The organism is Rhizobium sp. SG741 (genome assembly GCF_012275435.1).
GTDB classification, from domain to species: domain Bacteria; phylum Pseudomonadota; class Alphaproteobacteria; order Rhizobiales; family Rhizobiaceae; genus Rhizobium; species Rhizobium lusitanum.
On record NZ_JAAZQP010000008.1, the window covers coordinates 204,194 to 225,344 of the forward strand.

Genomic DNA, 21,151 nt, shown 5'->3' on the forward strand with positions numbered 1-21,151 from the left:
GTGGGACCGCCGCCAAACCCGGTTGTGAAGAGCGCCTGCTGCAGCCATGATGGCATGATTCTGGAGCATCCGACGGATAGGGCTTGGGCCCGGCGTTTTTCCTCGGATCCTGATTTGTCGGCGGTGTTTGAGTGGCCGGGCGTCGGTGCTTTGTTGTTGCGTTCCTCCTCGTAAATATGCGGATCGCTGTCTGGCGACAGTGCGTCGCGCGCGACTTGAAATAGGCAATGTGAAGCTCCACTTGTTAACCAAGTGAGAGAGCCGGCTAATCCCCTAAGGCCGGCAGAGAGCCCGGGAACGGGACGACGGAAAGGAAATAACATGACTAAGAAAACGTCTGCGGCAAATGAGAGCATTGCCTATCCGGTATTGCCGTTGCGCGACATCGTGGTTTTCCCCCACATGATCGTGCCGCTGTTCGTCGGACGGGAAAAATCCATTCGTGCGCTGGAAGAGGTCATGGGCTCTGACAAGCAGATCATGCTGGTCACGCAGATCAATGCCAGCGACGACGATCCTGCGCCGGACGCGATCCATAGGGTTGGTACCGTTGCCAATGTGCTGCAGCTGCTGAAACTGCCCGACGGCACCGTGAAGGTGCTGGTCGAAGGCCGTGCGCGTGCGGAGATCGACGAGTATACCGGCCGCGAGGACTTCTATGAGGCCCTTGGCCATGTCTTGCATGAGCCGGAGGAAGATCAGGTCGAGCTCGAAGCGCTGAGCCGCTCGGTCGTTTCTGAATTCGAGAGCTATGTAAAGCTCAACAAGAAGATTTCGCCGGAAGTGGTTGGCGCCGCCAGCCAGATCGATGACTATTCTAAGCTCGCCGACACGGTTGCCTCGCATCTGTCGATCAAGATCACCGAGAAGCAGGAGATGCTGGAAACCACCAGCGTCAAGGGCCGCCTCGAAAAGGCGCTCGGCTTCATGGAAGGCGAGATTTCGGTTCTGCAGGTCGAAAAGCGCATCCGCTCGCGCGTCAAGCGCCAGATGGAGAAGACCCAGCGCGAATACTATCTGAATGAACAGATGAAGGCGATCCAGAAGGAGCTCGGCGACGGCGAAGAAGGCCGCGACGAGATGGCCGAGTTGGAAGAGCGCATCTCCAAGACCAAGCTGTCGAAGGAAGCCAAGGAAAAGGCCGATGCCGAGCTGAAGAAGCTGCGGCAGATGAGCCCGATGTCGGCGGAAGCCACCGTGGTGCGCAACTATCTCGACTGGCTGCTGGGTATCCCGTGGCACAAGAAGTCGAAGGTCAAGGCCGACCTCAACAATGCCGAGAAGATCCTCGAACAGGATCATTTCGGCCTCGACAAGGTCAAGGAGCGCATCGTCGAATATCTGGCCGTCCAGGCCCGCGCGACGAAGATCAAGGGCCCGATCCTGTGCCTCGTAGGTCCTCCGGGCGTCGGCAAGACCTCGCTCGCCCAGTCGATCGCCAAGGCGACCGGCCGTGAGTATGTCCGCATGGCACTCGGCGGCGTTCGTGACGAAGCCGAGATCCGCGGCCACCGCCGCACCTATATCGGCTCGATGCCCGGCAAGGTCATCCAGTCGATGAAGAAGGCCAAGAAGTCCAACCCGCTCTTCTTGCTCGACGAAATCGACAAGCTCGGCATGGACTATCGTGGCGATCCGTCATCGGCCCTGCTGGAAGTGCTGGACCCGGCGCAGAACTCGACCTTCATGGATCACTACCTGGAAGTCGAATATGACCTCTCAGACGTGATGTTCATCACGACGGCGAATACGCTGAACATCCCTGCGCCGCTTATGGACCGCATGGAAGTCATCCGGATCGCCGGCTACACCGAAGATGAAAAGCGCGAGATCGCCAAGCGGCACCTGCTGCCGAAGGCCATTAAGGAACACGCGTTGCAGCCGCAGGAATTCTCGGTCAGCGACGACGCCCTGATGGCAATCAGCCAGCAATACACCCGCGAAGCCGGTGTTCGTAACTTCGAACGCGAATTGATGAAGCTCGCCCGCAAGGCGGTCACCGAGATCATCAAGGGCAAGACCAAGTCCGTTGCGGTCACCGCTGCGAACATTGACCAGTATCTCGGCGTTCCGCGCTTCCGCCACGGCGAAGCCGAGGGCGAGGATCAGGTCGGTGTCGTCACCGGTCTCGCATGGACGGAAGTCGGTGGCGAGCTGCTGACGATCGAAGGCGTGATGATGCCGGGCAAGGGCCGCATGACGGTCACCGGCAACCTGAAGGAAGTCATGAAGGAATCGATCTCGGCGGCGGCATCCTACGTCCGCTCGCGCGCTGTCGATTTCGGCGTCAAGCCGCCGCTCTTCGACAAGAGCGACATCCACGTGCACGTGCCGGAAGGCGCGACGCCCAAGGATGGCCCGTCGGCCGGTGTCGCGATGGCAACCGCGATCGTCTCGATCATGACCGGCATCCCGGTTTCCAAGGATGTCGCCATGACCGGTGAAATCACGCTGCGCGGCCGTGTGCTGCCGATCGGCGGCCTGAAGGAAAAGTTGCTGGCGGCACTGCGCGGCGGCATCAAGAAGGTTCTGATCCCGGAAGAAAACGCCAAGGATCTGGCGGAGATTCCGGACAACGTGAAGAACAACATGGAGATCGTTCCGGTCTCCCGCATGGGCGAGGTGATCAAGCACGCGCTGGTTCGCCGGCCCGAGCCGATCGAATGGGACGGCACTGTCGAAACGCCAGTGATCGCAACCGTTGACGGCGTGGATGAAGTGGGCGCGACGATCGCTCATTGAGCGTTGTTGCCTCAATTATGTCGAATTGACATAAAAGGCGAAAAGACCGGCAAATTTGCCGGTCTTTTTTTGTGAAAAGCGTATGGCAACGCTTGCTTTTCCTTGATTTGCAGGGCTTTTGGGGTTGCGGCGGGTAAGAGCATTCGTATTCTTCGCCCCGCTATAGATAAGTCGTTTCATACCAGAGAAAGGGGTGGAAACATGAACAAGAATGAGCTCGTGTCCGCAGTGGCCGAGAAGGCCGGTATCACGAAGGCTGACGCTGCTTCCGCTGTTGACGCTGTTTTCGATGCCGTGCAGGCTGAACTGAAGAAGGGCGGCGACATTCGCCTTGCTGGCTTCGGCAGCTTCACCGTTTCTCACCGTGCAGCCACGAAGGGCCGCAACCCGTCCACCGGCGCCGAAGTCGATATCGCGGCTCGCAACGTGCCGAAGTTCACGCCTGGCAAGGGCCTGAAGGACGCTGTTAACAGCTAATCTCGTTTCCACCCGCTGCGAGGTGTTTGCCTTGCGGGTGTTGAACATGAGGGGTCCGCTTGGCGGGCCCCTTTTTTCGTTTTGAGGTAGGGAAGGGCCGGATTTCGTTCGCTAGCCCTGACCAATAAGATGGACGGTCCGTGCGTTCTCTTGCGAAGAAAATGTCACGGGGTATTTTCGAATGTCTGACGTTGACGTTTCAGCCGAATGACCATTGGGATCATCAAGAAATGACCGCATCGCCGTCCTTTCTCGGCCTTTCCGATCAACTAACCGACGGCGGCATGCCCCGCGCGGTCATTTTCGCAGCTGGCCACGGCAGCACCTATCCCGGTAAGGACAGCAGTGGCTATGTCTTGGCTGCTGGTGCCATTCGTTCTGCGAGCGAGGTCGACGCGCCTCTGATCGAGCACTGGGATTTCGATGTCGGCGGACCGCTTTTCAACGGCAAGCCTCCGTGCTGTGTCGACGCCGGCGACGTCCCGACCACTATGTACGACAATGCCGGAAACCGTGCCCGGATCGAGGCGAAGACGCGTAAGATACTGGCGGCAGCGGCCGTACCGATCATGATCGGTGGCGATTGTTCCGTGACGATCCCCTTCCTCGCGGGATTTGCGGATCGCGGACCGGTCTGGATCCTGCAGATCGATGCTCACATCGATTGGCGAGACGAGCTGCATGGCGAGCGCTACGGCTATTCGAGCCCGATGCGTCGGGCGAGCGAGATGCAGCATGTTGGCGGCATGGTTCAGGTCGCTCTTCGTAGCGTCGGCAGCGCACGTCTTACCGAAGTCGAAGACGCGCAGCGCTATGGCAGTCGTTTCGTGACGGCTCGCAAAGTGCATGCTGAGGGCGTTGAAGCCGCTCTGCAACATATTCCAGAAGGTGCGCAGGTTGTCGTTACCCTCGATTGCGACAGCATCGATCCCTCGATTATGCCCGGGGTAGCGGCGCGGACGCCCGGTGGCCTCACCTATACGCAGGTAATCGATCTGATTGCGGGTCTGGGCAAGCGCGCCAGGATTGCCGGCTTCGACCTGGTCGAATTCTATCCGCCTGCCGATATTGACGGTTTATCAGCCATCACCGCCGCGCGCATTCTTACCAACGTGATCGGAAACATTGTCCGGCAGGTTTGAGCCCTGTTGGTATTCAGTGCTCCTGTCGCTCTGTTTCTCCGGTGACGAAAAATACACTATATCAGGAGTGGCCGGGGATGAGGCGAGCCACTCCCTTATGCGAAGCCGCTGTGCTTACCAGCGATGATGAACGTGCGGAGCGATGAGGCGCTCATAGATCTCGCGCGTTGCCGCCATGACGTCGGCCGACAGCGGCGCAAGGTCGGCCGCGGCTGCGTTGGCTTTGGCCTGCTCGGCATTGCGTGCGCCGGGGATGACGACGGTCACGGCATCGCTCATCAGGATCCAGCGCAGCGCAAAAGCCGCCATGCTGGCGCCTGCTGGAACCAGCTTGCGCACCTCTTCCACCGCCTGCAGACCCACCTCGAAGGGAACGCCGGCAAAGGTCTCGCCGACATCGAAGGCCTCGCCATGGCGATTGAAGTTGCGGTGATCATCGCTGGCAAATTGCGTGTCGCGGGTGATCTTGCCGGAGAGCAGGCCCGACGCCAGCGGCACGCGGGCGATGACCGCGACGTTCTTCCGCTTGGCTTCCTTGAAGAACAGGTGATCGGGGCGCTGGCGGAAGATATTGTAGATGATCTGGATGCTGAGCACGCCCGGATATTCGATCGCCTTCAGCGCCTCCTCGACCTTTTCGACGCTGACGCCGTATCCCCCGATCTTTCCGGCCTTCTGCAGCTCGTCGAGACCGGCGAAAACCTCGGGCCGATAGAGCACTTCGGTCGGCGGGCAATGAAGCTGGACGAGATCCAGGCTCTCGACGCCGAGGTTTCTCAGGCTGCGATCGATGAAACCTTCGAGATTGGCCTTGGTATAGCCGTCGGCGACATGCGGGTTCAGCCGGCGGCCGGCCTTGGTTGCCACCATCGGGCGCTGGCCGCCGCGGGCCTTCAGCACATCGGCAATGATCTTTTCCGAGCGGCCGTCGCCATAGACGTCGGCGGTGTCGATGAAGGTCATGCCGGCGTCGAGAGCGGCATTCAGCGCCGCACGGCCGTCGGCCTCGCTGACATCACCCCATGCGCCGCCGATCTGCCAGGCGCCGAAGCCGACGTTTGTCACGCTGAAGGATGTCCGCCCGAAAGCATGATGTCTCATGAGATGTCTCCTCTTCATTGGTCATGAAATGCCAGCGGAGTAGCAGCCGCTCGAACCCGCGACAAGGGTGCACCGGCAATGCAGGATCGCAATCGCGTGAGCGAGGAATATGACAGTTTCCACCCGCTTACGAAACCGTTGGATGAAGCGCGCGGTGCGGTGTTCATTACGCCTTCGTTTCCTTAAAAGGGGAGACCGGATATCTGACGACGATCGGAACCCATGCCCTCTTTCAGCTTCATCCACGCCGCCGATCTGCATCTTGGCAGTCCCTTTCAGGGGTTGGCGTTGAAGGATGCCGCTGTCGCCGCGATCTTCGTGGAAGCCAGCCGCAAGGCATTCTCGACGTTGGTGGGGCTGGCAATCGAAAAGCGCGTCGATTTCTTCGTCATCGCAGGCGACGTCTATGACGGCGACTGGAAGGACAACAAGATCGGCCTGTTCTTCAACCGCGAGATGGCGCGGCTGGAGCGGGCCGGAATTCCGGTCTATCTGCTGCGCGGCAATCACGATGCGGCAAGCGTCATCACCAAGACCATCACCTTGCCGGCCAATGTCCATGAATTCCCCACCGGCAAGCCCGGCAGCGTCAAACTGGATGCGCTGCAGGTGGCCCTGCATGGCCAGGGCTTTGCCGAGCGCTCGGCCAACGACAATCTGGCGCTCGCCTATCCCGCACCCGTGCCAGGCTGGTTCAACATCGGCATTCTCCACACCTCGCTCACCGGCCGCGAGCCGCATGCGCCCTATGCGCCTTGCTCGGTCGATGATCTGCGCTCGCGCGGCTATGACTACTGGGCGCTCGGCCATGTGCACGATTACGAAGTGGTGGCGCTTGATCCGCTGGTGATCTTTCCCGGCAATTTGCAGGGCCGCAATATCCGCGAACGCGGCGCCAAAGGCGCGGTATTGGTGAGGGTCGAAGACGGCCGGATCGAACATGAGCGCCTGATCGTCGACGAGGCGCGTTTCGCACAGGTCGATATCGTCATCGGCCCGGAGGACGACCAGACGGCGATCCTGCGCGGCGTCGAGCAGGGGGTGCTGCCGGTCGCCGATGACATGGCCGGGCGGATGACGGCGCTACGCATTCGGCTTTCCGGTGTCACGCCGCTGCACGGCGCGATAGTGGCCAACCGCCAGCAATGGCGCGACGAGGTCGAGGCTGCATGCCATCGCGTGCATGAGGATATCTGGCTTGAAAAGCTGGAGCTGCGGCTGGAGCCGCCGGTGGCGCAAATCGTAGACGTAGACGGCGCCCTCGATCTCCGCCAATTGCTGGCCGAGCATGCCGGTGACGCGGATATCGCTGTAGAAGCGGGTCGGCTTATCGATGAGATTGCGGTGCGCCTGCCGGGCGGGCTTGGCGCGGCAGCACAGCCATTGGATGACGACGTGGAGGCTCTTATCGAAGAGGCGCGACAATTGCTCCTGGCTCGCGGGCAGGGGGCAGGCTGATATGCGTTTCGACCGACTCGATATTCTCCGCTACGGCGCACTGACCGACCGCACGCTCGATTTCCGTGCCGGCGCCAGGCTGCATGTCATCTATGGCCCGAACGAAGCAGGCAAGTCGTCCGCACTAAGCGCGATTTCCGATCTGCTGTTTGGTTTTCCCGCCGCAGCCGAACAAAGCTTTTTGCATGAGCCCGGCACCTTGCGGATCGGCGCGGCGATCAGCGCGCGCGACGGAACTCGGCTCACCTTCCGCCGCCGGCGTGGGCGCAAGAGCACACTTCTTGCGCCCGACGAAAAGGAGACGCCGCTTGCCGAGGATGTTCTTGCGCCGTTCCTTGGCAATTTGAGCCGCGATGTCTTCGAACGCGCCTTCGGCCTTGATTCGCAACGTCTGCGGCAGGGGGCGACCGCCATGCTACGCAGCGGCGGCGAGATCGGCAGCCTGCTGTTTTCGGCGGCTTCCGGCCTGACAGGCCTTTCGCGGCTGCGCCAGTCGCTGGAAGCGGAAGCCGATGGCGTCTATGCGGCCAGGCGCTCGAAGGATCGTAGCTTCTACCAGGCCCTCGACCGCTATGAAGATGCCCGCAAGGCCGAGCGCGACCATGAACTCAAATCCGGCGACTGGAAGAAGCTACTGGCGGAGGCAGCCGACCTCGAGGCTGAGCTGGAGCGTTTGCAGGCCGAGCGTCATGACACGCGACAGACCCTGGACCGGCTCACGAAGCTGAAAACCTTGCAGCCTCTGCTCGCCGAGATCGACGCGGAAGGCATGGCGCTTGATGGCCTTGCCGATCTCTCCGCCATCCCGGATGGCTTTGCCGACAGACTCGAACACAAGCTGCGCGACAAGCAGGTTGCCGAAGAGGAGTTGCGACGGGCCCGGCAGACGGTCGTTCGTGCCGAGGAAGACCTGGCCCGCATCCATGTCGATGACGCGCTGCTGCAGATATCGGGCGATATCACACAGCTCTTTGCCGATACCGGCAACTATCGCAGCCAGCGTCAGGATCTGCCGCGCGTCGATCAGGAACTCGCCGGTTATGAAGCAGCACTTGCCCAGCTTGCACGCCGTCTGGGCGTTCCCGATGTCGAGCGATTGGAAAAGCTCCAGCCGAGCGATGTGGACCGTGCGCGCCTGTCCGAACTGGTGGAGGAGGGCAGGCAGCTCTCGCGTCAGCTGCAGGTGCTGGCCGAACAATCCGACAGCGAGCGCAAGCAGCTGGCGGCACTGGAAAAGGATAGCCTTGCCGGGCGCCTGATCGATCCGAGGCCTTACATCGATCAATTGGAGGCACTGGCCGGCGACCTCTCCGTCTTGGCCCGTCTCGACGCCCTGGAGACGCAGATACGCCGCTCGGAAGCCGATCTCAATGAGGCGGCCGCGCGGTTGCGACCACCGGTCGGTGACATCGCCGCGCTTTTCGCGGCACCCTTGCCGGAAAGTGCCGAGATTGCCACCCATCGTGAAACGATCGATGCGGCCCGCACGAAGACGCGCGAGGCTGGCGATAAGCTGCGCGGTTATGATGAGCAACTGAACGAGATCGAACGGGTGCTGGCGGATGCCGAAGGCACAGGGCCGATCATCACGCGCGAACAGATCGCTGCGGCGCGAGAAGGCCGCGATGGGCACTGGGCATGCATCCAGGAAATGCTGGCGGCCGGTCACTCTCCCGACGCAAAGACGATTGCAGCGCTGACGGTCGGCGTCGCCGAGGCTGATCGTCTCGCCGATGCCGCGTTGAAGGATGCCGATCGCGTCGCGCGCCATGCCGATTATCGTCTGCGTCAAGTGCGGCTGAGACGGGAGCGCGAGGACGTATCCGATCGGCTGCAAGGATACGAGAAGGCACTGGCGGATGCCCAGGCATCCTTTGCCGCCCTTTTCGAAGCCTGCGGCGTCACCGCGCTCGATCCGTCGATTATGTTGGAATGGCGGCGAGGGGTCGAAGGGTTGCTGCGCGAGCGCAAGGCGCTGCGCGACTTGCTCGATGGGCGGAACGAGAATGTCTTGGCCGAAGCGCGCGTGTCTCCAGCCCTGCAGGATATTGCGGAGGCGACCGGCTACAAGAGCGGCCGCCTGCCGCCCGTGGCGATGGCCGAAGGATTGCGGAAGCACCTGCGTCTGGCTGCCGAGCGCTGGAGCGAAAGTCGCACGCGGGAAGGGGAGATAAGTTCGGCGCGCGACCGGCTGGCACGGTTTGACGAGCAGCGGCAGGCGCTGGAACGACGGCATGTCGATTGGCGCGAGGCGTTCGGCAAAGCCGTTCTGCCCCTTGGCCTGCCGACGGATGCGACACTGGAAATGGCGTCTGTGGCCCTGAAGGCATGGGAAGAGCTGCCCGATGCTTTGGCGGAGCGCGACAACCGGCTGCGCCGCGTCAATGGCATGCGTCGTGACATGGCGGATTTCGAGCGCCGGCTCGCAACCCTCGCTGCCAGCGCAGGCTATGAGCTTGATCATCTGCCGCCGGATGCCGCAGCCGAAGCGCTGCATACGCGCGCCAACGCCATGCGCGGCGAGTTGAAGAGGCGCGACGGCATTGAAGAGGATCGGCAGCACGCGGAAGGATTGGTCGCGCGCCACGAGGAAGCTCTCACGATCATATTGGCCGATCTGGATCATCTGACCGCGGATCTGCCAGGGGCTACGGATCTTCCCGCTCTGCTGTCGCGGCTGCGCGAGCGCACTCGCTTGAATGCACGGTTGGTCGAGAGCCGCGATCGTTTCCGCCAACAGGCGGATGGCAAGGCCGAGGCCGAGCTTCGTGTCCAGCTCGCCGATTTCGAACGGGTTGCAGCCGATCTGGAAATCGAGCGGTTGACCGAGGAAGACCAGCGGCAGTTCACCATACATGGCGAGCTTTCGGCGCGGCTGGCGGAAAACCGGCGCCAGCGGCAGGCGCTCGAGACCGGCGTCAGTGCCGAATACGCGGTTTTCGAAAAGCTTTCGGCCGAGCAGGAAGCGAAGGACCTGGCGCGGCAATGGGTGGTCCTGAAGCTTGCCGCGCGAATGCTGGCGGGCTCGATGGAATCCTATCGCGAAAAGCAGGCGGATCCCGTCATCAAGCGGGCGGGCGCCTTGTTTTCGCAACTGACCGGCGACCGCTTCGTTCGCCTTGTCGAGGCACATGATGAAACCGACGCGCGGCAGTTGCTGGCGGAACGTGTGGCTGGCGAGCATGTGCCGCTGGAAGGCCTGAGCGAAGGGACCCGCGACCAGCTCTATCTCGCCCTGCGCTTGGCTTTCCTGGAGGATTATTCCGCCCGCAACGAGCCGGCGCCGCTGATCGTCGACGACATCTTCCAGACGTTCGACGACGAACGCGCAAGCGCCGGATTGAAGGTACTCGCCGGCACCGCAGAACGCTTCCAGACTGTCCTATTCACCCATGAGATGAGTTTGGTCGAGATCGCTAGACGCGAGATCGGTCGGGATTTGGACCTGATCCAGCTCTGAGCGCAGCGATCGGCGCGTCTATGACATCGAGGGGATATGCAATCGTGTGGGGATCAGGATTCTGGGGTCCGATTTGTCCCGACTATAGGCCGGATTGAGTGCGCGATCGGCGAACGTCTGCGTCGCATGCAGCCGCCGAAGGTTCTCTTTCTCCTGGTCGAACCGCTTCTTTCGCTCGCCCGACTTGTCCGATCCCCGCGATAGCGATTCGTGGTGGTAAAGGCAGGCAAAGGGTGTCCAGACGATGCGAAAGCCGGCCTTGTAGGCACGCAGGCAATAGTCCACGTCATTATAGGCGACCGCGAAATTTTCCTCGTCGAACAGGCCGATCTTCCGGAGACAATCGCCCGAAATCAGCATCACCGCGCCGGTCACGCAGGTCATGGAATTGCGGACATGGAGCCGGTTCATCGGGCCGCCGAATTCCCTAGGCTTGCTCATGTACCAATGGCCCGCCAGTCCGCCGAAACCAACAACGACACCTGCGTGTTGCAGCTTGTCATTCGCAAAGAGAAGCTTGGCGCCGACGATGCCGGTTCTGTCATAAGCGAGGCAGGATACCATCTCCTTCAACCAGCCCGGCTCGATGACTTCGACGTCATTGTTGAGGATCAGGTAGTGTTCGCCTGTTGCCGTCTTCAGGCCGCGGTTGACGGAGCGCGAGAAGTTGAAGGCTTCCGGCGAGATGACGGCTGAAAAGTGCGGCTGCGTCCGGCGATAGTGATCGTAAAGGTTAAGGACCGACTGATCCGTGGAACCGTTGTCGATGACCATGACTTCGAAGTTGGAATAGTCAGTCTTTTCGAAGAGATCACGGAGGATACGGGAGATCAGGTCGAGATTGTCCTTGCTGGGAATGATGATCGAAACCTTCGGCCAGTCGCGCGGCGGCTCGAACGTGACGCGATGCAGCGTCTCCGTGAGGGCTCCCTCGACCTCAATCGCCTGCTGTTGCCGTTCAAATCGCTCCGTCAGCGCCTTTCTGGCATTCGCGGTGGCGGCATCCAAGAACTTGCGCGAATAGGTCCTGCCATTGCGGCGCCACCAATAGGCCGGGTAGGGCAGGTGGAGGATGCTTTCCTCCGGAACCCTCTCCAGATAGCGCAGCAGCAGGTCGTAATCCTGAGAGCCATCGTAACCGGTGCGAAGATAGCCGATCTCGCGAAGCCGGCTGTGGCGATAGATGGAGAAGTGGTTGATGTAGTTGACGCCCGTCAGCAGGACGGGGTCGTAGGCCGGCTTCAGCATAACGCCCGTCGGCTTGAGTGTGTCGTCGACAACCAGCTCGTCCGTATAGAGGAAATTCGCGCCCGGATTTTGCTCCAGCGTGTGCCTGATCATCTTGAAGGCGTGGGGAGCGATGACATCGTCATGGTCGAGAAAGGCGATCCACTGGCCGCTGGCATGGGATAGTCCGGCATTGGTGGCCGCCGCGATCCCGCCGTTGCGATCGTTCAGCACGAGGTGGATATTCGCTTTCGATTGCTGCGACTCATACCATTGCCGTGTTTCCGGGGACGTCGAACCGTCATCGCTCAGGATGAGTTCCGTGCCATTCTCCACTTGGGCTTCGAAGGACTTGACGAGATCGTCGAGATAGCGGCGCGGCGCATTGTATACGGGAACGACGACGCTCAGCCAAGTTCCGGCTGTTGCCGAGACCGGCGAGGCAACGAGATCAGAGGCTAGTCGATAGCTCGCGTCAGCATATTGCGTCGTCAGGTTCGCAGACCGCTTTCCGAAATTCAGCTTCGGTATCTTTGTCCAATGTTGCGGAAGCTTGCCGAGATCGATGCGCTCTGCCTTCCCCTCCATGCCGAGGAGATTTGAAATATGCCGTTCAGCGGATTTCGCGGAAGCGAAAGCCGTAACGTCAAAGCTGAATGTCGTCGGGAAGCTGACCGGATCGGCGCGCAGGGCGCAGATGGTGCCCACGGACCCTATGTCTGCCGTAATGACGAACCGCCGCCCTTCCGGCAGGGATGTCGCATCCTTCTCCCGGAAGCCGCGGCCGCGATTGACATAGAATTTCGGATCGATGGCTTCATCGGTCGCGGCAATATGAATGACGACCAGTCTCTTTCGGACGGGCGGAAACCTGATTTCGAATGCGGGATCATCGCCCACGGACTTCCAAAGATTGGAATTCGCATCGGCGGGGAGTTTACGCTCGAGGTCGGCGTTCGGTAAGATCTTGAGTGTCATCGATGCCTTTATATCCAGACGCCGGCAGCGCGCATTGTCTTCATGATTCGGGCGCTAAGCCACGTCGCCGAACGGTTCAAAACGTATACCGGGAAATGCAGGCGTCGCGTGCTGTCGCATTTTTTCGATCGAGCTTCTTGTCGCGTCGCGAGCAACCAAGCGACGCGCCCGATCGCTGACGAGCTGGTCGATTGCCGTCAGCCATTCTTCCTGGGTGTTGCCGATGTGAAGCTCTGCGGCCATTGCGCAGCGTGCAAATGTCGGGCAATTCGAGAATATGGCTGCTGCCTGCAGACGGCTGATATCGATCCGCTTCGTATCGGCGCGGCTCGCATTGGTCTTCCCCGAGAGGAGGGGAGCGAGCGCAATATCGGCGCTGTGGCGCTCTGTCCTGGCAAGATAAGCCGACCAGGGTAGTGGCGGAATGATCGTTATTCTCGACGGGTCGATTCCCTGGCGGCTCCAGCGGCGTGCAAGATTGCCATTGGCGAAAACCTCGAAATGCAGATTGCCATGCTTTTCCATCGCGGCCTTGACGATCGGCATGAGGAATTCATGCTCACGGCGGTGAATGCCGGTCGCATGGTAGACCATTTTCAGCGGCGCAATGGTCTCATCCCCGATATCGAGCGCGGCATCGGCCGGATTTGCCGGCATCGGTGCAAGGATATCGATCTGGTGGCCTGCCGTGGCCAGCGTCCCCGCCAGGGCTTCCGTGGACGTCCAGATATGTGTCAGCAATCGATTGACCCTTGGCAACGGACGGACGGCCAGTTTGATCAGTCTGAGCTTGTAAGGCCAGCTCGCCTCCTTGCCGGTGACAACGGCCCGGATGTCGTCATCGACGAAATAGGCCACGCCTGCAAGGGTGCCACGCCTCTTTTCCAGCCAGCGTAATTGTGGTTGCTTGATGTAACGGCAGATGATGACGAAGAGCCCCTCGCTATCGACCGTATCCAGGGGATCATCAAGGCCCTTCATGATGACCGGGATTTCGTCGAGCGTCTTGGCTCGTTCGTCAAGATAGTAGCTGACGCTGGGATTGGGATATCGTGAGAGGATGAGGAGCCGTTTTGCGGTGCGATAAGTGTCTTTCGCATATGCCCCCGATGGTCGCGGTCTTGGAAGCAGTCCGTAGATGATATCGCGCAGAATTTGCATGGGGCTGTCCGCGCGACCTTATACCAAACGGCTTCGGACGTTCGTCAGCGCCCCGACAACCGCACCCCAAATCAACAGCGTCGCGGCGAAAACGCCGCCGATCCAGAGCGCTCGTTTGGGATACTCGGCATCATCGGGCAAATCCGGTGCGAGAAATGTATCGAGATAGAGCAGCTGCTGCTTGCTGACGAACTGAACCTGCTCAAGGGTTTTCATGCTCGTTGCGAACTGCTGCTCGGCGAGGCTCTGCTCGAGTTCACGTTGAGACATATCGACCGACACGTCGGCAAGGTTTTGCTCCGATTTGTTCTGCCCGGCAATTTGGCTGTTCAATTGATCCAATTGTTTCTGCTTGCTGTCGATTTCGCGTTTAAGCACTTTCATCTGCGGCGCATCGGCCGAAACGGCTCCGAGCAGAGCGTCGTATTTTTGCTGAAGGCCTATCCTCTCCTTCTGCACGGACGAGATCAGATTCGTTATAATGGTCGATGCCCCCTCGACACTGAGGATGCCCGTTTGGTTGCGGGCGCTCAGAAGCTCTTCTCTGGTGTTCTGCAACTGGTTCTTTGCGTTATCCAGGTTCGTTTGGGCCGTCACGATGACATCGCGCCAGATGCGGTTGTTGACGTCGTTGACCACGGCTTCGGAGGCGGTGACGACCTCCTTCAGTATCTTCTGGGCGTCGGCCGCCGAAAAAGCGCGGGCCTTGACCGTCACGATGCCGCTATTGGCATCGATGCTCACGGAAATCATATCCTCCCAGTAACGAAGCAGCTTCTCAGAACTGGCATCCTTCTTCAGTCTCGCAATGGGATCGATCGTTTCGCGCCCGTAGATATTCTGCAAGTCGACCTTGCTGGTCAGGGCCGCCACCATGTCCTTGCTTTTGATGAAATTGGTGACGATCAGCGTATCCTGGACGATTTGCGTCGATGGCAGGCCGGTAGCCTTGGCCAGCTGGTTTTTCCCAAGCGCCGGCGTCGAAGACCGTACCGTAAAGCGCGTTTCCGATTGATATTGATCGGATGCCAGGAAGACGAAATAATATATCGAAGCGAGATTGGGGACGACGAGCAGCAGAAAAGTCGAGGCCAGGATCGCCTTGCTGATGATTTGCTGCATTGGGCGCGGCCGCAGGCCGACCGCTTTGAACAATTGGCTCCGCCTTGACGTCGAAAAACGCAATTTCCGCGCGGTCACGGAGAGATTCGCGGCCACGTTGCGACTGTGCTCAGTCGCGCTGAGCTGGACTGTTTCGGTCACTTTTCCGGTGTCGTGCGCCATATTGGGCCTTGCTGCCAATCCCTCATGTCTTATCGGTTCAGTCTATAATAGGCTTCGATTGCCTGCTCTACCTCATCGAAGACGATAAGCCGGCCGTCGACAAGTACCATACCTTTGTCGCAATGCGTTTTGATCATGCCCATACTATGAGAAACCATGATGATATCGGAATTCTTGCGTCTGCTCTCGAATGCGACCCGGCAACGCTCCTGAAAGCGTGCATCGCCGACGGCGAGAACCTCGTCCACCAAGTAACATTCAAATTCTATGGCCATGGAGAGCCCGAAAGCCAGTCGTGCGCCCATGCCCGAAGAATATGTCCGCACGGGCGCATCCAGATAATCGCCCAGCTCTGCGAACTCTTCAACAAAACGGGATACGCGTCTCACATCCTCGCCATAGGCGCGGGCAACGAAATGGACGTTGGCCCGCCCCGTCATGAACGGATTGAAGCCGCTGCTCAAGCCCAGCGGCCAGGACACGCGCACGTCCTTGGTGATCGTGCCCGAATTGGCCAGCATCGTGCCGGCGATCATTCGTATCGTCGTTGACTTTCCCGCACCGTTGACGCCGAGCAAGCCATAGGAATAACCCGACTGGAACTCGCAATTCACATGGTCGAGAATGATCTTTTTGCCGCTCTGCGTCTTGAAGAACTTCGAAACGTTCTTGAAGCGGATCATCGGGCATCCCCACTCATATGCGATGATCCTGTACGGACGCCCAGATGAGTGAAAGCGTTGCCCAGGCAACGGTCAGAGCAAGCAGTATGATCAGCGGCGTGCTGACGCGACGCGGGAAAATTGCCTCGTCCGGCAGAGTTGGATTGACGAATACCGCAAGATAAAGCGTCTTGCGCAACGCTTCCGCAAGGACGGCATCGTAATTTTTCTGCGAACTCTCGTAGAGCTTTTCCGCGATCAAGCGATCGGTATCGAGTCTGGAATATTCCAGCAGCGATTTTGCAAGACTTTCATTTTCCGGGCCTGTCAGCTCGGTTTTCATCTTGTCTATCTGCGCATCCAAACTTTCCTTGGCCAGGTTCAGCTGTTGAAAGGTCGGGGAGCTCTCGGCGTTGGACTGTCGCATCACGAAGAGGCGCGTTTCAAATTCGAGCTTTTGTGCCAGCAGTCCGGTCAAAAGCGTGCCACTGTCCTTGGCCTGCGTCTGCGGGCTGAGAAGGCCGGATGCATGCTGGAATTGATTCAGTGCAATCAAAGTGCCGCCATAGGCTTTGCCGCTTTTTTCGACGTCTGCCTTCATGCTTTGGACGATGTCGTTGCGTGCACGTGTGGAAAGCTCGTTGATCAGCTTTTCGCTCTCCTGAATGATCGCATCGGCAAGCTTTACGGAATCATCGGGTGTGAACGTCCTAACCTTCAGCGTGATGATGCCCGAAGAGACGTCGATATAGGCGCTGACGTGATCGTTCCAGTATTTCAGAAATTCTTCGTCGGATTCCGAAGCGCGAAATCGCGACAGAAAATCCGCATCTCCCCTTGCAAACATCGACTTGTAGTCGAGGTTTGCGCCGATCCGTTTCAGTATTTCCGTAGAATGGATGAAGCTGGTGACGACATAGGCATCCTGCGAAGCGGAGCGCATGTTGAGAACACCGGATGCACCCGCGCCGCCGGAGGGGTCGCTCCCATCACTGTTGCCATCCGCACCGGAGACTGCGCGAACGGCAAAGCGGGCCTCCGCGACATATTGGTCCGAAGCAATGAAAGCATAATAGACCGAGCAGGCCAGAAAAGGCAGGATGACGAGCAGTAGGAAGCCAAGTAGCCGTAGTGGCGGCTTCCCACCGGATTGGGTTTCCGGCTCTTGTCCGTCATGGACCGGTATGTACTCGATTTCCTCGCGCTCGCGGCGTTGTGGGGAGCGCCGCCGGAACAAGGCCGGCAGTATCTGTCGGGCCGGCCTTACGCGCGGGTATTCTTCAACTATCGCGTCTTCAATGACTGGTTTTGGCATGTCGGCTTACAATCGTTTCGCGCAGCTCCGGCGCGGGTGGTTTCATCGCCTCACGCACATAGTGATCGAAAATCAAATCTTCCTCGAGCATAAGTTCGGCAATATGCAATGAACGCAGTTGTGCTGCAATGTTTTCAAGGGTGCTATGCCTCGAGGGCAACGGGAAATCGTCAATCGGAATCCCGAGCAACTCGCCAACCGCATGTTGAAAGTAAAGACTGTCGCTATCATGGCCCACGATGGCAAAACGCGACAGAAGATCGATCGCGGCGGCCACATCGCTACGCGTGACGAGCTGTTCCGGTATCGTCGTGGCCAGCTGGCGGGTGACCGGTGACACGAGAACGCTTCTGACATTTTGAGGCGCTTTCTTGAGCGCCATTTTGAGAGAGGCGTCGCTCTCAAGATCGACGTCGGCAAAATGCTCCGCAGCGGGCGCCAATATGATCTTGTCGCGGTCGCCGAAAAAGGAAATTTGAGTTCTTGCCATTCGTTTCAGAAGAAATATCCGCAGGGCCAATTCGTAATAGGGGTCAGTCAGCAGAACGATTGCCTTGAATCCCTTGTCGAGAAACTCTTCGTAGTTCCGCAGCAGCAGACGTCCACTGATATAGATCGACTGGATGGCGTTCAGATGAAAGGCCTGAAGCGCCGTCTCGTGACCGAAACGCTCTACGGACGGCAGCTCATATTGAAAGTGGCGGCCGCAGTGATAGTCGAATTTGACCATCGGCAGGAGCTGCGTTTCAAGCCGTAAAATCTTCAAAGGAATTGTTTGCGGGACTTGCGGCCGCCGGTAGATCAACAATCCTGACTTCGCGTCATGGATCATCAGCGATGTTCGCTCAGCCAGATCCGGGATGATCGTCGTATCCAACTTGAAGCCGACGCGGCCGTTTTCATGCCGTCCCGAATCAATGACAGCCTGTTTGAGCTGATCGCATGGCAGGATCATCAAATCGCCGTTCGCATCGGATACCCTGATGTGCGGCAGGTCGGAAAAGCCGTCGGGAATAAGATAACCCTCGAGAATGGTGCCGTGATCATATTCGAGATTAAAAAGCACGGATATTCTCCGGCATTTGTACTCGGTCGGCGCTGCTTGTCGCACTGTGCTCGAAAAACACCAGGTTACCGGTCGCGCCCCGAAGCACGTCAAGACGACCCGCGATATGGCTGATCTTGAATCCCGGCATTCAAACCTCGTCAGGAAGCATCAGGCGCTTTGCGCGCCAGCAGCGAAAAGCTCGGGCCGCCAGGGTGGTTCAGGTTTTCGTCCCTGATGACGATGTCGCTGTAACCGAGCTTACGCAACAGCATCAATATGTCATCCCGGTGCATCCAGAAATGCCGGTCCTTCATACCGCCGCAGAAAGACGCGTTGGCATTGGCGTGATGATAGCTTCGTTCGTAGTAACGTACGGGAACCCCGTCGACCATTCTGGTTTCGACTTTGCCGCTGAAAGGCAGGCGCCGCACGTCACCCTCGGGCATTGCGTCCTCCAGAACGAAATGCGTCCAGATGAAAACCGCTTTGGTCCGGCTTGCCAGCAGCCGCAGGAATTCCCCGGGATCGGCCATGTGATAGAGAACGCCGGATGCCAGCGCGAAGTCATAGGTCTCGTCGCGTTCCGTCAGCCACGACTGGATGTCGCCCAGCATGAAGGAAGCGGTATCGATATTCAGAATCTGCTTGGTGACGAGGCACCTCAGGAAACAGAGACGATTTGCTTCGATCGCGTCGATTCGCGCCGGGAGATGGCTGTGCAGCATATAGGTGTGCATTCCCTCCAATGGTCCCACTTCCAGGACCTTCTTGCCTTCGATAGATCCGAACGATTGCAGGGCCCACGCTATCCGGTCGTCTGCGTAGAGGGGCAGCGCTCCGGCATTCAAGTTGAGGGCAGGGGGAAAAGCACAATTCCAGCCGGAAAGGGCATCGATCGCATTCTGATGGCTTGGGATGCCTTGCTCGTACTGGTCGAATATTTCCAAAGGGTCCTTTGACGACTTTTTCGGCGATCGCTTTGAAAAACCAAGCATTGACATAACCTTTATTTCCATCGGTATTTGCCGATTTGGAGAAATTACCACGCCAGTTGCGAATGACGTACTATTCGTCCCGTCAATTCACAACCCTAGCGGTACGATCCGCAGAAAGCGGCGTAGTTTATGAGCGCCGCTGCCCATTTCCGAACGGCCAAGAGCACGCCTCTCTGGGCAGAAAACCACATCGCCGGACGCCAAGTAGATTCTATTTCTATCTTTACCGCTCAATGCTTATCTGGCGGGACTGCCGGGCTCCGATAGTTTCTGGATTCTTGTAATCCGCTATTCCTTTGGAAACAGCGGTTTGGAATTGATGCCTTCTACAGGCACCAGCAAGCCTATGAAAAGCGGAGAAAATGCCGATTCGCAAAACATGGTTTCGTGACCCAGCCCGATTTCTCCTGATCCTATTGTTTAATAGATCATCTCATCATTCAGAAAATATTAATTTAAAATCTCCAAATAATATTGACATAAATTGCCTTATTCGCACTTGGCGCTTATACGCAGCGGGGTCGATTGCTCATCACATATCAGGTGTGTTCGGATGATCGCACCGAATTTTTTTGATGGCGCTTTAGGTTGAATGGGCTTGTTGATGGCCGCTCGTTATGCTTTCAAGGCGTCTACATATTTGATGCATACTATGTCGGTCTGAACCATCAGGTAACGGCGGCAGCTAATAATTTGGGGTTGTTCAATTGATTCGGGTTGGCGCCGTATTTTGCTGCGTAATTCTAGCTGGATGCAATTCCGTCTCGAGCGAAGGGCCGCTGGCCGGTGCGATCACGAGCGATGCGGGACAATCCAGTGCCGAGCTGGGACGCAAGAATGCCGCCGTTTTTGATATTGTCGACATCGACAGCCGTACCGCGCGTCTGGTTTCAGATTATGTTTCTTCCACACTCAACCGCCGGTTTGGTATCGGCGGTGGTGTCGGACGGGTAGCTATCGGCGTCGGCGACGCATTGAAGGTGACGATTTTCGAAGCGGGCGCTGATGGCCTGTTTTCGACGGCACAATCGAAACAGGTGTCGCTCGATATCGTCGTGCAGCCGGACGGGACGGCGGCCATCCCCTATGCCGGCTCTGTTCGGTTCGCGGGCAAGACACTCGAGCAGGCTCGCAAGGCGATCCTGGCGGCTCTGGCCACCAAGGCTGTAGAGCCGGATGTCATCGTGACGAGCACGGGTACGGCATCGCGAACTGTTACGGTTTCGGGCGCGGTCGGGCGTCCCTCGATGGTTCCCTTGGATCTGACCGAGGAAAAGATCACGCAAGTCATCGCCAAGGCCGGCGGATCAGTGACGCAGCCTTATGAAACCTATGTTACGCTGGTTCGCGGCAGCAGGACCGGGACGGTTCTGTTGAAATCGATCATCGAGCATCCGTCCGAAGATATCTATGTTCAACCTGGCGACCAGATCTTCCTGGTGCGTGATCCCAGAACCTTCACATTGATGGGCTCCGTTCGCGGAGACGGCCGTCTCGAGTTCGGCGCCAACGACCTCAATCTCCTCGAGGCTGTTGCCTTAGGTCATGGCGCCGACGATGACTCGAGCAACGCCAAGGGCTTCTTCCTGTTCCGTTATGAAGAGCCGGATATCGTCAGGAGCCTGCTTGGCCCGGCGCGATTCCAGGAATTGTTGCGCAAGGGAATGGTCGCGGACCCCAAGGGGCGTTATCCGATCGTCTATCGTTTCGACATGTCGCATCCGGACAGCTTGATCGTAGGGCAGACCTTCCCGGTCAAGAGCCGCGACGTCATCTATGTGTCGCGCCATCCCTCCGTCGACATTCGAAAGTTCCTGACCCTTGTCGGCACGCCATTGGGCATCGCTTCTCAGGGTGCTGCGACAGCGGTCAATCTGGGCCAGTAACGTCAAGAAATGGAGATTTCGCGGCTTCGCCAAGGTCTGCTTTTACCTCTATCGGCGCATAGACGCCGACATATGTATGATCGTGACGGATCACGCCTTGTCGCCGGGGTGGAATTGATCCCCGAAGTGATGTGAAGAAATGTCCGCAGCCGACTCGAGCGCGGAGCACATTTCAGACACAAGCATTGATGGTATCGGGGATAGCATGTTGCTTC

At 58.7% G+C, this 21,151-nt stretch carries 14 protein-coding genes; 6 read left to right on the top strand and 8 right to left on the bottom strand.

Annotated elements, in window-relative coordinates:
• The first annotated feature begins 321 nt into the window (after positions 1 to 321).
• From lon to FHT29_RS21265, 3 genes are all read left to right on the top strand, one after another.
• Positions 322 to 2,742, top strand: coding sequence for an endopeptidase La (gene lon, locus FHT29_RS21255; RefSeq protein WP_034507564.1), 2,421 nt, complete (start codon positions 322 to 324; stop codon positions 2,740 to 2,742).
• 201 nt (positions 2,743 to 2,943) lie between these two features.
• Positions 2,944 to 3,219, top strand: coding sequence for a DNA-binding protein HupB (hupB, locus tag FHT29_RS21260; protein ID WP_034507562.1), 276 nt, complete (start codon positions 2,944 to 2,946; stop codon positions 3,217 to 3,219).
• Between the two features lie 230 nt (positions 3,220 to 3,449).
• Positions 3,450 to 4,361 carry an agmatinase gene (locus tag FHT29_RS21265; protein ID WP_047553364.1) on the top strand — a complete coding sequence of 304 codons (912 nt, stop codon included), beginning with the start codon at positions 3,450 to 3,452 and terminating at the stop codon, positions 4,359 to 4,361.
• 114 nt (positions 4,362 to 4,475) lie between these two features.
• Here FHT29_RS21265 and FHT29_RS21270 read toward each other — a convergent pair whose 3' ends face one another.
• Positions 4,476 to 5,462 (bottom strand): aldo/keto reductase, encoded by a 987-nt coding sequence (locus FHT29_RS21270; RefSeq protein ID WP_047553041.1) that lies wholly within the window; start codon positions 5,460 to 5,462, stop codon positions 4,476 to 4,478.
• A gap of 222 nt (positions 5,463 to 5,684) precedes the next feature.
• On the opposite strand from FHT29_RS21270, the gene FHT29_RS21275 reads away from it, so the two are divergent.
• Both FHT29_RS21275 and FHT29_RS21280 read left to right on the top strand, forming a co-directional pair.
• Positions 5,685 to 6,920: a DNA repair exonuclease gene (locus FHT29_RS21275; RefSeq protein WP_047553044.1), complete on the top strand. Its 1,236-nt coding sequence runs from the start codon at positions 5,685 to 5,687 to the stop codon at positions 6,918 to 6,920.
• Between the two features lies 1 nt (position 6,921).
• Entirely contained in the window at positions 6,922 to 10,380 is a 3,459-nt protein-coding gene (locus FHT29_RS21280; protein WP_047553046.1) for a YhaN family protein, read from the top strand.
• Positions 10,381 to 10,398: 18 nt separating this feature from the next.
• Here FHT29_RS21280 and FHT29_RS21285 read toward each other — a convergent pair whose 3' ends face one another.
• The 7 genes from FHT29_RS21285 to FHT29_RS21315 form a co-directional block, all read right to left on the bottom strand.
• A complete protein-coding gene (locus FHT29_RS21285) occupies positions 10,399 to 12,585 on the bottom strand; it encodes a glycosyltransferase family 2 protein (protein ID WP_047553050.1) in 2,187 nt (728 codons plus the stop codon).
• Between the two features lie 54 nt (positions 12,586 to 12,639).
• Entirely contained in the window at positions 12,640 to 13,746 is a 1,107-nt protein-coding gene (locus tag FHT29_RS21290) for a hypothetical protein (RefSeq protein ID WP_047553053.1), read from the bottom strand.
• 18 nt (positions 13,747 to 13,764) lie between these two features.
• Complete coding sequence (locus tag FHT29_RS21295) at positions 13,765 to 14,868, bottom strand: capsule biosynthesis protein (RefSeq protein ID WP_244655124.1); 1,104 nt, start codon at positions 14,866 to 14,868, stop codon at positions 13,765 to 13,767.
• 191 nt (positions 14,869 to 15,059) lie between these two features.
• Entirely contained in the window at positions 15,060 to 15,713 is a 654-nt protein-coding gene (locus tag FHT29_RS21300) for an ABC transporter ATP-binding protein (protein WP_037194208.1), read from the bottom strand.
• Positions 15,714 to 15,726: 13 nt separating this feature from the next.
• The gene (locus FHT29_RS21305) at positions 15,727 to 17,007 is read right to left on the bottom strand and encodes a capsule biosynthesis protein (protein ID WP_047553055.1); all 1,281 of its coding nucleotides are present in this window, start codon (positions 17,005 to 17,007) and stop codon (positions 15,727 to 15,729) included.
• A complete protein-coding gene (locus FHT29_RS21310) occupies positions 16,988 to 18,118 on the bottom strand; it encodes a hypothetical protein (protein WP_246703066.1) in 1,131 nt (376 codons plus the stop codon). The genes FHT29_RS21305 and FHT29_RS21310 overlap by 20 nt, the downstream gene beginning before the upstream one ends.
• 95 nt (positions 18,119 to 18,213) lie before the next feature.
• The gene (locus tag FHT29_RS21315) at positions 18,214 to 19,002 is read right to left on the bottom strand and encodes a class I SAM-dependent methyltransferase (RefSeq protein WP_234903716.1); all 789 of its coding nucleotides are present in this window, start codon (positions 19,000 to 19,002) and stop codon (positions 18,214 to 18,216) included.
• Between the two features lie 755 nt (positions 19,003 to 19,757).
• On the opposite strand from FHT29_RS21315, the gene FHT29_RS21320 reads away from it, so the two are divergent.
• Positions 19,758 to 20,936: a polysaccharide biosynthesis/export family protein gene (locus tag FHT29_RS21320; protein ID WP_047553057.1), complete on the top strand. Its 1,179-nt coding sequence runs from the start codon at positions 19,758 to 19,760 to the stop codon at positions 20,934 to 20,936.
• Positions 20,937 to 21,151 lie beyond the last annotated feature (215 nt).

Coding starts and splice junctions, on each gene's coding strand:
- FHT29_RS21305 (WP_047553055.1), bottom strand. CDS start 17,007: ATGCCAAAACCAGTCATTGAAGACGCGATAGTTGAAGAATACCCGCGC.
- FHT29_RS21290 (WP_047553053.1), bottom strand. CDS start 13,746: ATGCAAATTCTGCGCGATATCATCTACGGACTGCTTCCAAGACCGCGA.
- FHT29_RS21285 (WP_047553050.1), bottom strand. CDS start 12,585: ATGACACTCAAGATCTTACCGAACGCCGACCTCGAGCGTAAACTCCCC.
- FHT29_RS21265 (WP_047553364.1), top strand. CDS start 3,450: ATGACCGCATCGCCGTCCTTTCTCGGCCTTTCCGATCAACTAACCGAC.
- FHT29_RS21275 (WP_047553044.1), top strand. CDS start 5,685: ATGCCCTCTTTCAGCTTCATCCACGCCGCCGATCTGCATCTTGGCAGT.
- FHT29_RS21280 (WP_047553046.1), top strand. CDS start 6,922: ATGCGTTTCGACCGACTCGATATTCTCCGCTACGGCGCACTGACCGAC.
- FHT29_RS21295 (WP_244655124.1), bottom strand. CDS start 14,868: ATGCAGCAAATCATCAGCAAGGCGATCCTGGCCTCGACTTTTCTGCTG.
- hupB (WP_034507562.1), top strand. CDS start 2,944: ATGAACAAGAATGAGCTCGTGTCCGCAGTGGCCGAGAAGGCCGGTATC.
- FHT29_RS21300 (WP_037194208.1), bottom strand. CDS start 15,713: ATGATCCGCTTCAAGAACGTTTCGAAGTTCTTCAAGACGCAGAGCGGC.
- lon (WP_034507564.1), top strand. CDS start 322: ATGACTAAGAAAACGTCTGCGGCAAATGAGAGCATTGCCTATCCGGTA.
- FHT29_RS21270 (WP_047553041.1), bottom strand. CDS start 5,462: ATGAGACATCATGCTTTCGGGCGGACATCCTTCAGCGTGACAAACGTC.